The sequence below is a fragment of the Pectobacterium versatile genome (assembly GCF_020166435.1).
Lineage (GTDB): Bacteria > Pseudomonadota > Gammaproteobacteria > Enterobacterales > Enterobacteriaceae > Pectobacterium > Pectobacterium versatile.
The window spans coordinates 173,536-187,888 of sequence record NZ_JAINZP010000008.1; the positions used below are offsets into that span (position 1 = coordinate 173,536).

Here is a 14,353-nt window from a genome sequence, read left to right on the forward strand (position 1 = left end):
CACCAAAAAACTGCATAAAAAAAGTTTATACCTGAATAAAACCCCAACTTATTTCAAGATTAAAAAAAACGGAGTAGACTAATTTTAATGCATAGACAAAACGCGCAGCTGGCGCGATTTGCGCAATAACGTATTTAATTCCACTAAAAATCAGGAGAGCGCTGATGAGACTCATTCCTTTAACCACCGCCGCCGACGTCGGAAAATGGGCCGCCCGCCACGTCGTTGAGAAAATTAACGCTTTCAAGCCCAGTGCAGAGCGCCCTTTTATTCTGGGATTGCCGACAGGCAGTTCGCCGCTGGAGGCCTACAAATCGCTGGTCACCATGCACAAAGCGGGACTGGTGAGCTTCAAACACGTCATCACCTTCAATATGGATGAATATGTCGGTCTGCCGACCGACCACCCAGAAAGCTATCATACCTTCATGCATCAGAATTTTTTCAACCACGTTGATATTCCGCGTGAAAACATTAACCTGTTGAACGGCAACGCAGAAGACACCACAGCAGAATGTCGCCGCTATGAAGAGAAAATAAAGTCCTACGGGAAAATTCATCTTTTCATGGGCGGCGTGGGCAATGATGGACATATCGCCTTCAATGAACCCGCCTCCTCTCTGGCCTCCCGCACACGCATCAAAACGTTGACAGAAGAAACCCGTATCGCAAACTCCCGTTTCTTCGGCGGGGACGTCAGTCTGGTGCCTAAATTTGCCCTGACCGTGGGCGTCGGTACGCTGCTGGATGCCGAGGAAGTGATGATTCTGGTGACCGGTCGTAACAAGGCACAGGCGCTACAGGCTGCGGTAGAAGGCAATGTTAACCATATGTGGACCATCAGTTGCCTGCAACTTCATGCCAAAGCCATCATGGTTTGTGACGAGCCTTCAACAATGGAACTGAAGGTAAAAACCGTTAAATACTTCCGTGAATTAGAAACGGAAAGTATGAAAAATCTCTAACCGATGCGGGAGTCGATGATGTACGCGTTAACCCATAGCCGGATTTTCACCGGCCATCAGATTCTGGATAATCACGCCGTCGTGATTGCCGATGGGCTGATCGAACGAATCTGCCCACTTGCCGAACTTCCTGCCGGCATTGAACAACACGACCTGGCCGGTGCATTCCTCGCCCCGGGGTTTATCGATCTCCAGTTGAACGGCTGCGGCGGCGTGCAGTTCAACGACTCGCTGGACACGATATCCGTCAAGACATTGGAGATCATGCAGCAGGCAAACGAGCGTTCAGGCTGTACCAGTTTTTTACCTACGCTGATTACCTCCAGCAATGCCTTTATGAAGCACAGCATCAGCGTGATGAGAGACTGGCTGGCGCAGAATCAACATCAGGCGCTTGGGCTGCATCTCGAAGGTCCGTGGCTGAATGTGCTAAAGAAAGGCACGCATGACCCTGCTTTTATCCGCAAACCAACGCAAGAGTTAGTCGACTTCCTGTGCGCCAACGCGGACGCCATTACGAAAATCACACTGGCACCGGAAGAAGTCGAACCGTCGGTTATCCGTCAGCTAACGGCCGCGGGCATTATCGTCTCTGCTGGGCATTCCAACGCCACCTGGGAACAGGCTAAGCAGGGTTTTTCTGCCGGTATTCGCTTCGCTACCCACCTGTTCAACGCCATGCCGTATCTGACCGGCCGCGAACCTGGACTGGTCGGCGCGATTTACGACGCCCCAGAAGTCTATTGCGGTATTATCGCGGATGGACGACACGTTGACTGGGCCAATATTCGCAACAGTAAACGTATCAAGGGCGATAAGTTGGTGTTGGTTACCGACGCCACAGCACCGGCCGGTGCGGATATTGACCAGTTCATTTTTGCTGGTAAAACCATATACTACCGTGATGGTATTTGTGTCGATGAACACGGCACACTGAGCGGTTCGGCACTGACCATGATCGAAGCCGTACGCAATAGCGTCGAACACGCGGGTATCGCGCTGGATGAAGCAATTCGGATGGCAACGCTCTATCCCGCTCGCGCCATCGGCGTCGATAAGCAGTTAGGCAGTATTGAAAGCGGTAAAGTGGCCAACCTGACCGTCTTTGACCGTGACTATCACATTCTCAAGACGTTTGTTAACGGTAATCCTGTTTGGGGATAAAACGAGAAACGCCTTGGGGTAAAGCGGAAATACGTTGGGTAAACTGCGATAAGGTTTACCCAACGTTGAGTTAAACCTAAGCGAGTAACTTCTTAATGGCCACAGGCGGACAAGCGCAGATAGGGAATGTCGATCTGGTTAAACAATTAAACAGTGCGGTGGTTTACCGCCTGATTGACCAGCAGGGTCCTATCTCACGAATTCAGATAGCAGAACAGAGCCAGCTTGCACCCGCCAGCGTCACCAAAATCACCCGCCAGCTTCTGGAACGTGGGCTCATCAAAGAAGTCGATCAGCAGGCCTCCACCGGTGGCAGACGCGCCATTTCGATTATCACCGAAAACCGCCCTTTCCATACCATCGCCGTACGCCTTGGCCGTTACGACGCCACGATTGCGCTGTACGATTTGCAGGGAAAAGCGCTGGAAGAAGCGCACTACGACCTGCAAGAAAAAACGCAGGCGTCGCTGGAAGCTGCACTCTTTCAGGCCATCGGCGGCTTTATCACCAGCCATCAACGCCGTATTCGCGAACTCATTGCAATCTCCGTTGTGCTGCCGGGGCTGGTTGATCCCGTTGCAGGCATCGTCCGCTATATGCCGCACATCAGCGTGGATGACTGGCAACTGGTCGAAAACCTGCAACGCCAATTCAATGTTACCAGCTTTGTCGGTCACGATATCCGCAGCCTGGCGCTGGCAGAACACTATTTTGGTGCCACACACGATTCGCTGGATTCTATTCTGGTACGCGTCCATCGCGGCACAGGCGCGGGTATTCTCGTCAACGGGCAAATTTTTCTTGGCAGCAACGGCAACGTGGGCGAGATCGGCCATATTCAGATCGATCCGCTCGGCGATCGCTGCCACTGTGGCAATTTTGGCTGTCTGGAAACCGTCGTCGCCAACGCCGCCATTGAACAACGTGTACAACACCTGCTACGCCAAGGCTACCCCAGCAAGCTTTCTACCGATAACTGTACCATTTCTACGATTTGCAAAGCGGCAAATCGAGGTGATGCCCTCGCCCGTGAAGTTATCGAACAGGCTGGGTTCAATCTCGGCAAAGCACTGTCCATCGCGATCAATCTGTTCAATCCTCAGAAAGTCGTGATTGCTGGTGAAATTACCGAAGCAGAAAAGACGCTGCTTCCTGCAATTCAACGCTGTATTAACACGCAAGTGCTGAAAGAATTTCGTCATAATCTGCCGATTGAGGTCTCCAGCCTCAACCATCTTTCTGCTATCAGCGCGTTCGCGTTGGTCAAACGGGCGATGCTAAACGGTGTGTTGCTACAGCAATTGCTCGAAAACGCCTGATTCCCTTTCTGGCCGGATTATGTAATCACTAAAAATCTGGCCTTTCCCTTCTATGAATTTGACGAATCAACACCAAAAAACCGTATAAATTAACGAAAAACCATGTCGATGGCTTTTTTCATTAAACAATATTGAATTCCTATGGCACTTTGATGCTAAATCAATAGCACTGAGTTCGAATCTGTCATTACTGGGAGTCATGTATGTGTTCTATTTTTGGTGTGCTTGATCTGAAAAGCGATCCTGTTGAACTGCGTAAGAAAGCGCTGGAATTATCCCGTTTGATGCGTCACCGCGGGCCAGACTGGTCTGGCGTTTATGCCAGCGACAAAGCGATTCTGGCTCACGAACGCCTGTCTATCGTTGACGTCAACACGGGCGCACAGCCGCTTTACAACGCCGAGCGCACCCACATTCTGGCCGTTAACGGTGAAATTTATAACCATCAGGCATTGCGTCAGCAATACGGCGACCGTTACGCATTCCAGACTGGCTCTGACTGCGAAGTGATTCTGGCGCTGTATCAGGAAAAAGGTCCGGAATTCCTAGATGAACTGCGCGGCATGTTCGCCTTTGCCCTGTATGACAGCGAAAAAGACGCCTACCTCATTGGCCGTGACCACCTCGGCATTATCCCGTTGTATATGGGTTACGATGAGCACGGCAACCTCTACGTCGCTTCTGAAATGAAAGCGCTGGTGCCGGTTTGCCGCACCATCAAAGAATTCCCTGCTGGCAGCTACCTGTGGAGCAAAGACGGCGAAATTCGCGAGTATTACCAGCGTGACTGGTTTGATTACGATGCAGTAAAAGACAACGAAACGGATAAAGAAGCGCTGCACGATGCGCTGGAAGAAGCCGTGAAAAGCCACCTGATGTCTGACGTGCCCTACGGCGTGTTGCTCTCTGGCGGCTTGGATTCCTCCGTTATCTCTGCGATCACCAAAAAATATGCGGCACGTCGCGTTGAAGATGACGCGCGCAGTGAAGCCTGGTGGCCTCAGTTGCACTCTTTCGCCGTCGGTTTGGAAGGTGCACCGGATTTGAAAGCCGCGCAGGAAGTCGCTAACCACTTAGGCACCGTGCACCACGAAATTCACTTCACCGTGCAGGAAGGGCTGGATGCGATTCGCGACGTGATTTATCACATCGAAACCTATGACGTCACCACGATTCGCGCTTCAACGCCGATGTACCTGATGTCCCGTAAAATCAAAGCGATGGGCATCAAGATGGTGCTGTCTGGTGAAGGTTCTGACGAAGTATTCGGCGGCTACCTCTATTTCCACAAAGCGCCAAACGCCAAAGAATTGCATGAAGAAACCGTGCGTAAGCTGCTGGCACTGCACCAGTACGACTGCGCCCGCGCTAACAAAGCGATGTCAGCTTGGGGCGTGGAAGCTCGCGTACCGTTCCTGGACAAAAACTTCCTCGATGTCGCTATGCGCATCAACCCGCGCGACAAAATGTGCGGCAACGGTAAGATGGAAAAACACATCCTGCGTGAGTGCTTTGAATCCTACCTGCCGCACAGCGTTGCATGGCGTCAGAAAGAGCAGTTCTCTGACGGCGTGGGCTACAGCTGGATCGACACGCTGAAAGAAGTGGCGGCCAATCAGGTTACCGATCAACAGTTAGAAACAGCACGCTTCCGCTTCCCGTACAACACGCCGGGCTCCAAAGAAGGCTACCTGTACCGTGAAATCTTCGAAGAGCTGTTCCCGGTTCCAAGCGCAGCAGAATGCGTACCAGGTGGCCCGTCAGTCGCCTGTTCGTCTGCTAAAGCGATTGAGTGGGATGAATCTTTCAAGAAACTGGATGATCCATCAGGCCGTGCGGTTGGCGTACACCAGTCAGCCTACAAATAATTCGATTTAATTTCTTCAGTCAACGGGCCTTTCATGGCCCGTTTTTGTACGCTTAATTGACTGGGAATGCGTGCTTTTTGGCGTTTTTCTCACCATACTGTTCACAACCCAAACAAACGATACATTGAGGGCACTTTTCGGGAAAAAACTAGTTGACGCAATTAGGCCAACTACGCATAATGCGCCCCGCAACGCCGATGAAGGTGACGCGGAAAAGATGGCTACGTAGCTCAGCTGGTTAGAGCACAGCACTCATAATGCTGGGGTCACAGGTTCGATTCCCGTCGTAGCCACCATCTTTTTTGCGGGAGTGGCGAAATTGGTAGACGCACCAGATTTAGGTTCTGGCGCCGCAAGGTGTGCGAGTTCAAGTCTCGCCTCCCGCACCATATCATCTTCTCGGTCTGACATCGCTTTTCGAAGCCTGTTAGTGTTTTGTAGTGATTGGGGTATCGCCAAGCGGTAAGGCACCGGTTTTTGATACCGGCATTCCCTGGTTCGAATCCAGGTACCCCAGCCATTTCAAAACATATGTTGAAAAATTCGTTGTCCTGTTGGGGTATCGCCAAGCGGTAAGGCACTGGTTTTTGATACCAGCATTCCCTGGTTCGAATCCAGGTACCCCAGCCATCTACTTGATAGTAGAAGATTTGTTGAAGTGAAGTAACATAAGCAGTAGATTTGGCTACGTAGCTCAGCTGGTTAGAGCACAGCACTCATAATGCTGGGGTCACAGGTTCGATTCCCGTCGTAGCCACCATATTTTTGGGGTATCGCCAAGCGGTAAGGCACCGGATTCTGATTCCGGCATTCCGAGGTTCGAATCCTCGTACCCCAGCCAAATAAAGCTGGTAAAACAGCAAAGAAACGGGGCGACAGTCGAAAGACGTCGCCCCGTTTTGTTATGGCTGGTATTAACATAGTCTGGTGCTAACATATCCACACCAATCATTCGATTTTCTCAAAAGGGCGGGCATGAAGGTTTTATCTACATCCTCTGTTATTCATGATTTCAGCCACGTTGTGCTGCCACAGCAGAATAACATTGGCCAATCGCGATGGTCTGTCATACGCCCGCAGTTAACTACGCTGTTACTCTGCGTGGCGTTGCTGCTTTGCTTCATTACACCGACTTATGCTGTAGGCGTCCCTTCTTTTAAGATGTCTTCGCAAACGTTCGCTGACCGGATGAATGCCAATCTGACGAAACTCAATATCCCTCTCGCATTGACCGTTAAGTTGGAAAAGGGAAGCTCCGTCGATGACTTTCAGCACATTTTTAACGAGCATGTTGGATTAATTGGGTCAGTAGAGAGTAAAGGCCAACAGCTTAATGGACTCGTGATACTCAACGCGGCGTCAGAATCCCCCGAAGCAACAAGACAGAATCTGCAAATCGTCACAGCCGCATTTTCTGCGCTATTGGGCGAGAACAATCTTGAAAGCCCTGAGCTGACCGAGATGATGTTCGGCCTGCTTCAGGATAGCCAAGCCTCAGGCAAAAGTGTTCGTCAGGTAGGAAAGGTTCGCTTTACCGCAACAACCAATGAGGACACCGATATTATCTTCACCGCCGAGCCCGTGCTCTAGCGGGTGGCATCCTCATTATTCATTAAACGCCAATGGCATATTTCAATGCGCGCTGTTTTAACACGCCAGCGCGCTGCGCGACCATCAGCGCCATATTGCGAGCAAAGCTCAGCGGTGGTAACGCATTACTGAACGCGTTATAGAAGAGATCCATCCCGCTTTGCATCATCAGGTTATCCGGCATACGGCGACACTGATAGCGGCGTAAAACGCGCTCAGAAGCCCATTCTTCCCCCGCATTACGCGCGTTAATTAGCACATCCAGCAGTGCCTCAACGTCGCGATATCCGAGATTAACCCCCTGCCCCGCCAGCGGATTAATGGTATGCGCGGCATCGCCCAGCAGCACCAAACCAGGTTTGATATAGGTTTGTGCATGGCGTCTGAGCAGCGGGAATGATCCGGCGGAGAGCGCCTTGACCGCGCCCAATCGCTCAGGAAACGCGGTCGCAATTTCTTTACCCAACTGTGCAAGCGGCATCGCCTGAAGCTGACGAATACGCTGCGGACTGTCATACCACACCAGCGATCCCCACTGATCAAACAGCGGCAAAAACGCACGCGGGCCGCTCGGCGTAAACTGCTGCCAGGTCACATCTTGCTGGGGTTGTGAGGTCTCTACGCCGATCAACATACAAGACTGACGATACTGCCAGCCGCTGATGCCAATCCCCGCCCACTGACGAACCTGAGAATTCGCGCCATCGGCCCCCATCACCAGCGAAGCTGTCAGCTGTTGCCCGTCAGCAAACTGTAAACACCAGCCATCATCGGTGCGTTGCAGGCTCTGTGGCGTAGCTGGGCAATAGCATTGGCAGCGATCCTCTTCCTGCAAACTTTCCCAGAGCGCCAGTTGCAGCACCCGGTTTTCCACCATAAAACCCAGTTCAGGCAGGTGAATGTCGGCAGCATCAAAAACGACTCTGGCATTCGCCCATTCCCAGGTTTCCAGCCGACGGTAAGGAGCGCTGCGCATCTGCAGCACTCGCTGCCATGCGCCTAGCTCTTTCAATAGTGCAACCGACGCATAGCCAATCGCCGAGATCCGTAAGTCTGGCGGACTAGCGGCATCAAACGGCGTCGGCATTTCCTGCTCAATCACCGCAACTTGAAATCCTTGCTGTGCCAGCCCAAGCGCCGCGGCCGCGCCAACCATGCCACCGCCAACCACAATCGCATCGTAATGCATATTGGCTTTATCCTCTCTGGTTCTGGTTTATTCACACCAGTAAAAATGCATGAAAATAGTGTACTGGATTTGCAGGTAACTTTTCAGAAAAGCCGCATTTTTATAGAAAGTAAGGGGTTATCAGACCTGCGTGGTTTCCGGCGCTGGTCACAACGTCGGCGAGCGATTACAATACCCTCCCCCAAATGAGGGGAATCTTTCTTATCCGCACTGAGTAATGGTAAGTCGATGATAAAAAAACTGCATATTAAAACCTGGGGCTGTCAGATGAATGAGTACGATTCATCAAAGATGGCTGATTTACTGGGAAGTACGCACGGTTATGAACTAACTGAAATCGCTGAAGAAGCCGATGTCCTGCTGCTCAATACCTGCTCGATCCGTGAAAAGGCGCAGGAAAAGGTCTTCCATCAACTTGGCCGTTGGAAAACGCTGAAAGATCTCAATCCGAACCTGATTATTGGTGTTGGTGGCTGTGTCGCCTCACAGGAAGGCGCGCATATTCGTGAACGTGCACACTACGTTGACGTTATTTTTGGCCCGCAAACCTTACACCGCCTGCCAGAAATGATTAATCACGTTCAGGGCACTCGTAGCCCCATCGTTGATATCAGTTTCCCTGAAATCGAAAAATTCGACCGCCTGCCAGAACCACGCGCCGATGGGCCGACGGCCTTCGTCTCCATCATGGAAGGCTGTAATAAATATTGCACATTCTGCGTTGTGCCTTATACCCGCGGCGAAGAAGTCAGCCGCCCGTGCGATGATGTGTTGTTTGAAATCGCTCAGCTGGCCGCGCAAGGCGTGCGTGAAGTTAACCTTTTAGGACAGAACGTCAACGCTTATCGCGGTGAAACCTATGACGGTGAAATCTGCTCCTTTGCTGAGCTGCTGCGTCTGGTTGCCGCTATTGACGGGATCGACCGTGTTCGCTTCACTACCAGCCATCCGATTGAGTTCACAGACGATATTATCAGCGTCTATGAAGATACCCCGGAACTGGTTAGCTTCCTGCATTTACCAGTACAAAGCGGCTCTGACCGCGTGCTGACGATGATGAAACGCCGCCATACCGCGCTGGAATACAAAGCCATCATCCGTAAGCTGCACAACGCGCGTCCTGGCATCCTGATTAGCTCTGACTTTATCGTCGGTTTCCCTGGTGAAACGCAGGCTGACTTTGAACAGACGATGAAGCTGATTGCCGATGTAAATTTCGATATGAGCTACAGCTTTGTCTATTCCGCCCGTCCAGGAACACCGGCGGCGGATATGGTTGATGATGTGCCAGAAGAAGAGAAAAAACAGCGTCTGTATCTTCTGCAAGAACGCATCACTCAGCAGGCAATGCGGTTTAGCCGCCTCATGGTAGGCACCATCCAGCGTATTCTGGTAGAAGGCACCTCACGTAAGAGCGTGATGGAGCTGTCTGGCCGTACGGAAAATAACCGCGTCGTTAACTTCGAAGGCACGCCGGATATGATCGGTAAATTCGTCGATGTGGAAATCGTTGATGTTTATACCAACTCGCTGCGCGGCATCGTGGTACGTACCGAAGATCAAATGGATCTGCGCGTACATGAATCACCATCTTCCGTGATTGCGCGTACCCGCAAAGAGAATGAGATCGGCGTCGGGTTCTATCAGCCGTAACCGACGTTCATTCCAGTCTCAGTATGATGATGGGTGGCTTTGCCACCCATTTTTTATCAGGCTATCCCTGCCTACCTCTGGGCCGTTGCTTCGCAACGTTGAAAAACGTTCCTACGTTTTTTTATGGCAGGCTATCCATTCAATAATCCGTTTCAATTTCATGCTGCTTACATTTGCTTTTGCGAGGCAGCATCCCAATATCATGATTGTGACTTGCGCCATCGGGCATTCACGATGAATAATTCACTCATAGGGCGGACACATCAGGCCGTCTGACAACTGTTCACTTTGTGCGGGCAGGATGGAGCCAGCACAGTAACGCTCAAGAGGAATAATTTGAACGTAACGACAAAAGAGATTGCCCTTGAACCCGCCGATAACCAACGCCTGCTCAGCCTTTGCGGTCCGTTTGATGACAATATTAAACAGTTAGAACGCCGCTTAGGCATCGAGATCAACCGCCGGGATAATCAATTTAAACTGGTCGGCAAAAGCCTGCTGACGCAAGCTGCCGCCGATATCCTGCAACGTCTGTATGTCGATACGGCCCCGATACGTGGCGTCATCGGTGATATCGATCCTGAGCAAATTCACCTTGCGATTAAAGAATCTCGCGTGCTGGAACAGTCTGCGGAACACGTTCCTGACTATGGCAAAGTGGTCAATATCCGTACCAAACGCGGCGTGATCAAACCGCGCACACCGAATCAGGCGCAGTATGTCGCCAACATCCTCGATCACGACATCACGTTCGGCGTTGGCCCTGCTGGAACGGGGAAAACCTATTTAGCTGTCGCTGCCGCCGTAGATGCGTTGGAGCGTCAGGATATTCGCCGCATTCTGTTAACGCGCCCGGCAGTCGAAGCGGGTGAAAAACTGGGTTTCCTGCCTGGCGATCTAAGCCAGAAAGTCGATCCTTATTTGCGCCCACTTTATGATGCCCTGTTTGAAATGCTGGGCTTTGAGCGCGTCGAGAAGCTTATCGAACGCAACGTGATTGAAGTCGCGCCACTGGCTTACATGCGTGGCCGAACGCTGAACGATGCCTTTATCATTCTGGACGAAAGCCAAAACACCACCATCGAACAAATGAAAATGTTCCTGACGCGCATCGGGTTCAACTCAAAAGCGGTCATTACCGGTGACGTCACGCAGATCGACCTGCCGAAGAATCTGAAATCCGGCTTACGCCACGCGATAGAAGTGCTGGCCGATGTGGAAGAGATCAGCTTTAACTTTTTCCACAGCGAAGACGTGGTGCGCCATCCGGTGGTCGCGCGGATTGTGAATGCCTATGAAGCATGGGAAAATGCCGAACAGAAACGTAAAGACGCCTTAGCAGAACAGCGTAAGCGTGAAGCACAAGCTACGGCATCAGATCAGGAGCAAAAATGAGTCAGGTGATTCTGGATTTACAAATCGCCAGCGAGCAAGCACAAGGGTTACCGGAAGAAAAAGACTTTCAGCGCTGGCTGGAAGGCGTTCTGCCGCAGTTTCAGGACGTCGCTGAAGTCACCATCCGTATCGTGGATGAGGCCGAAAGCCGCGACCTGAATAACACCTATCGTGGTAAAGACAAGCCGACCAACGTGCTGTCGTTTCCTTTTGAGGCACCGCCTGAAGTCGAGCTTCCTTTGCTTGGCGATTTAATCATCTGCCGTCAGGTTGTCGAGCGTGAAGCCGCCGAGCAGGAAAAAACCGTAGAAGAGCACTGGGCGCACATGGTTGTCCATGGTAGCCTGCATCTGCTAGGGTACGACCATATCGAAGACAGCGAAGCCGAAGAAATGGAAGCGCTGGAAACCGAGATTATGCAGGGCATGGGTTATGCCGATCCCTACCTTGCAGAAAAAGATGGCCTCACCGAATAAATAGAAATACATTTTGTATAGACCCTAAATAATTCGAGTTGCAAGAAGGCGGCGACACAACGAATCCCAGGAGCTTACACCAGTAAGTGACTGGGTGAGTGAGGAAAGCCAACGCACATGCAGCTTGAAGTATGACGGGTATAGCCCGAGATCGGGAAGATGTCGGGCATTTGTCTTCACACATCAGCCACTGTGCCGCTTCCAGTTGCTGGCAATAATCCTTTAACAAGAGTGATGTTAATTAAAACGCATGAGCGACGACCATTCTCAAAACAGCGATGCACCCAGTCCCAAAAAGGGCTTCTTTTCTCTTATTCTTAATCAGCTTTTTCACGGCGAGCCAAAAGATCGTAACGGTTTACTCACTCTGATTCGTGATTCCGAACAGAATGATCTGATCGATCCTGAAACGCGAGATATGCTCGAAGGCGTCATGGATATCGCCGACCAGCGTGTACGCGACATCATGATCCCTCGCTCGCAGATGATTACGCTCAAGCGCGATCAAACGCTGGAAGAGTGTCTGGACGTGATTATCGAATCTGCCCACTCTCGTTTCCCCGTTATTAGCGAAGATAAAGACCACATTGAAGGCATCCTGATGGCGAAGGATTTGCTGCCGTTTATGCGCAGCGATTCCGAACCATTCAGTATGGATAAAGTTCTGCGTTCCGCCGTGGTTGTGCCGGAAAGTAAACGCGTTGATAGAATGCTGAATGAGTTCCGCTCGCTGCGCTATCACATGGCGATTGTCATCGATGAGTTTGGTGGCGTATCCGGCCTGGTCACGATTGAAGATATTCTTGAGCTGATTGTCGGCGAAATTGAAGACGAATACGACGATGAAGAAGACAGAGATATTCGTCAGCTTAATCGCCAGACCTACACCGTTCGTGCTTTAACCGATATCGAAGATTTTAACGAGGCTTTCGGTACACGGTTCAGCGATGACGAGGTCGATACCATTGGTGGCTTGGTCATGCAGTCTTTCGGCCATCTTCCAGCCCGTGGCGAAACCATCGACATAGAAGGTTACCTGTTTAAAGTTGCGATGGCGGACAGCCGCCGTATTATTCAGGTTCATGTCAGAATCCCTGACAATGCCCCTCAACCGAAATTGGAAGAATAATTTGGCAATGGTTGTCGCTTCTCTTCTACAACGCCAGCAGGTTAAAGCCCTGCTGGCGCTCTTATTTGGTGCCTGTGGCACGCTGGCATTTTCTCCCTTTGATTTCTGGCCCGCGGCGATTATCTCGCTCATGGGCCTACAGGCGCTGACGCTCAACCGTACGAGTCGTCAGTCAGCTTGGATAGGCTTTTGCTGGGGATTGGGTCTGTTCGGTAGCGGCGTTAACTGGGTTTACGTCAGCATCGCGCAGTTTGGCGGAATGCCGGGCCCTGTCAATATTGCGCTGGTTATCCTGCTCGCCGCCTATTTGTCGCTCTATCCCCTGCTGTTTTCGGCCCTGCTCTCACGACTGTCGCCGAAAACAACGCTGTGGCGTCTGACGCTTGCTGCCCCTGTGCTTTGGCAGCTAACTGAATTTTTGCGCGGCTGGGTGCTCACCGGTTTTCCGTGGCTGCAATTCGGCTACAGCCAAATTGACGGCCCGCTAAAAGGTATTGCGCCCATTCTGGGTATCGACACCATTACCTTCCTGCTGATGAGCCTCAGCGGGTTGCTCGTTTATGCCATCAACCAGCGAAAAATCGCACCGGCGGCCATTGCCATCGGCGTTTTCGTTTTATCATGGCCGCTGCGCAACGTGCAGTGGTACACCCTGCAACCTGAACGCGCCGTTAATGTCGCACTGGTACAGGGTAATATCCCGCAGGCTATGAAGTGGGAACAAGACGAGCTGCTGAACACGCTGAAGATTTATCTGGATAACAGTCTGCCCTATATGGACAAAGCGCCCATCGTTATCTGGCCGGAAACCGCGATTCCCGATATTGAAAGCCGTCAGGGCGCCTATCTGAAGCAGATTGACGATATCCTGCGTAGCCGAAATAGCAGCCTGATTACGGGTATCGTCGATATCCGGCGTGAAGGCAATAAAACCGATTTTTATAACTCAGTGATCGTTTTGGGCGACAAAGAACCGTATCACTACCCCACAACGAACCGTTACAACAAAAACCATCTGGTGCCTTTTGGCGAATTTGTCCCGTTGGAAACGTTGTTACGTCCGCTGGCACCGTTCTTCGATCTCCCGATGTCGTCATTTAGCCGAGGAGACTACGTTCAGCCCCAGCTTTCCGTTCATGGCTTCAAGCTCAACGCCGCTATTTGTTATGAAATTATCTTAGGCCAACAGCTGCGTGATAACTTCCGGCCAGACACCGATATGCTGCTGACTATCTCAAATGACGCCTGGTTCGGCCACTCAATCGGCCCATGGCAACACTTCCAGATGGCCCGCATGCGCGCGCTGGAATTAGGCCGTCCTCTGGTGCGTAGTACCAATAACGGCGTCACAGGGGTCATTACACCAGATGGCGAGGTCAGCGCTAGCCTGCCGCAGTTTACGCGCGCGGTGCTGAGCACGCAGGTCGTGCCAGCAACGGGGATAACGCCTTATGCGCGCTTCGGTTCCTGGCCGCTCTGGATCATTACGCTACTGGGCGGTGCCGCTGCCGCTTTCTTCGGTTTGCGTCGCCGATAATCGTCCCCTCCTCACATCCCTAAGGGCATGCTTTTGCATGCCTTTTTTTATTTATGGCACGGTATTTG

General features: G+C 51.6%; 11 protein-coding genes and 6 tRNA genes. 16 read left to right on the plus strand and 1 reads right to left on the minus strand.

Features of this window, described 5'->3' with window-relative positions; translation table 11 throughout:
• The first annotated feature begins 164 nt into the window (after positions 1-164).
• The 11 genes from nagB (at position 165) to K7X24_RS12065 (ending at position 6,906) form a co-directional block, all read left to right on the plus strand.
• Positions 165-965 (plus strand): glucosamine-6-phosphate deaminase, encoded by an 801-nt coding sequence (gene nagB, locus K7X24_RS12015; protein WP_224555104.1) that lies wholly within the window; start codon positions 165-167, stop codon positions 963-965.
• An 18-nt stretch (positions 966-983) separates the two neighbouring features.
• The gene (nagA, locus tag K7X24_RS12020; protein WP_224555106.1) at positions 984-2,129 is read left to right on the plus strand and encodes an N-acetylglucosamine-6-phosphate deacetylase; all 1,146 of its coding nucleotides are present in this window, start codon (positions 984-986) and stop codon (positions 2,127-2,129) included.
• Between the two features lie 95 nt (positions 2,130-2,224).
• Complete coding sequence (gene nagC, locus K7X24_RS12025) at positions 2,225-3,448, plus strand: DNA-binding transcriptional regulator NagC (RefSeq protein WP_224555107.1); 1,224 nt, start codon at positions 2,225-2,227, stop codon at positions 3,446-3,448.
• A 203-nt stretch (positions 3,449-3,651) separates the two neighbouring features.
• On the plus strand, positions 3,652-5,316 hold the full coding sequence (gene asnB / locus K7X24_RS12030; protein WP_205539548.1) for an asparagine synthase B: 1,665 nt from the start codon (positions 3,652-3,654) through the stop codon (positions 5,314-5,316).
• Between the two features lie 219 nt (positions 5,317-5,535).
• Positions 5,536-5,612: transfer RNA gene (locus tag K7X24_RS12035), tRNA-Met, on the plus strand.
• 8 nt (positions 5,613-5,620) lie between these two features.
• A tRNA-Leu gene (locus K7X24_RS12040) sits at positions 5,621-5,705 on the plus strand.
• Between the two features lie 56 nt (positions 5,706-5,761).
• Positions 5,762-5,836: transfer RNA gene (locus K7X24_RS12045), tRNA-Gln, on the plus strand.
• Between the two features lie 35 nt (positions 5,837-5,871).
• Positions 5,872-5,946, plus strand: a tRNA-Gln gene (locus tag K7X24_RS12050).
• Between the two features lie 53 nt (positions 5,947-5,999).
• Positions 6,000-6,076 (plus strand) — tRNA-Met (locus tag K7X24_RS12055).
• Between the two features lie 6 nt (positions 6,077-6,082).
• Positions 6,083-6,157, plus strand: a tRNA-Gln gene (locus K7X24_RS12060).
• A gap of 134 nt (positions 6,158-6,291) precedes the next feature.
• The gene (locus K7X24_RS12065) at positions 6,292-6,906 is read left to right on the plus strand and encodes a hypothetical protein (RefSeq protein ID WP_224555108.1); all 615 of its coding nucleotides are present in this window, start codon (positions 6,292-6,294) and stop codon (positions 6,904-6,906) included.
• A gap of 22 nt (positions 6,907-6,928) precedes the next feature.
• Here K7X24_RS12065 and ubiF read toward each other — a convergent pair whose 3' ends face one another.
• Entirely contained in the window at positions 6,929-8,095 is a 1,167-nt protein-coding gene (ubiF, locus tag K7X24_RS12070) for a 3-demethoxyubiquinol 3-hydroxylase (RefSeq protein ID WP_224555109.1), read from the minus strand.
• A 228-nt stretch (positions 8,096-8,323) separates the two neighbouring features.
• On the opposite strand from ubiF, the gene miaB reads away from it, so the two are divergent.
• The 5 genes from miaB (at position 8,324) to lnt (ending at position 14,285) form a co-directional block, all read left to right on the plus strand.
• Positions 8,324-9,748, plus strand: coding sequence for a tRNA (N6-isopentenyl adenosine(37)-C2)-methylthiotransferase MiaB (gene miaB, locus K7X24_RS12075; protein ID WP_103970676.1), 1,425 nt, complete (start codon positions 8,324-8,326; stop codon positions 9,746-9,748).
• Between the two features lie 336 nt (positions 9,749-10,084).
• Positions 10,085-11,143 (plus strand): PhoH family protein, encoded by a 1,059-nt coding sequence (locus tag K7X24_RS12080; RefSeq protein ID WP_103860209.1) that lies wholly within the window; start codon positions 10,085-10,087, stop codon positions 11,141-11,143.
• Positions 11,140-11,619 (plus strand): rRNA maturation RNase YbeY, encoded by a 480-nt coding sequence (gene ybeY / locus K7X24_RS12085; protein WP_193397485.1) that lies wholly within the window; start codon positions 11,140-11,142, stop codon positions 11,617-11,619. The genes K7X24_RS12080 and ybeY overlap by 4 nt, the downstream gene beginning before the upstream one ends.
• 250 nt (positions 11,620-11,869) lie before the next feature.
• Positions 11,870-12,748, plus strand: a complete 879-nt coding sequence (gene corC / locus K7X24_RS12090) for a CNNM family magnesium/cobalt transport protein CorC (protein WP_010298789.1) — start codon at positions 11,870-11,872, stop codon at positions 12,746-12,748.
• Positions 12,749-12,755: 7 nt separating this feature from the next.
• Positions 12,756-14,285 (plus strand): apolipoprotein N-acyltransferase, encoded by a 1,530-nt coding sequence (gene lnt, locus K7X24_RS12095; RefSeq protein ID WP_224555123.1) that lies wholly within the window; start codon positions 12,756-12,758, stop codon positions 14,283-14,285.
• Positions 14,286-14,353 lie beyond the last annotated feature (68 nt).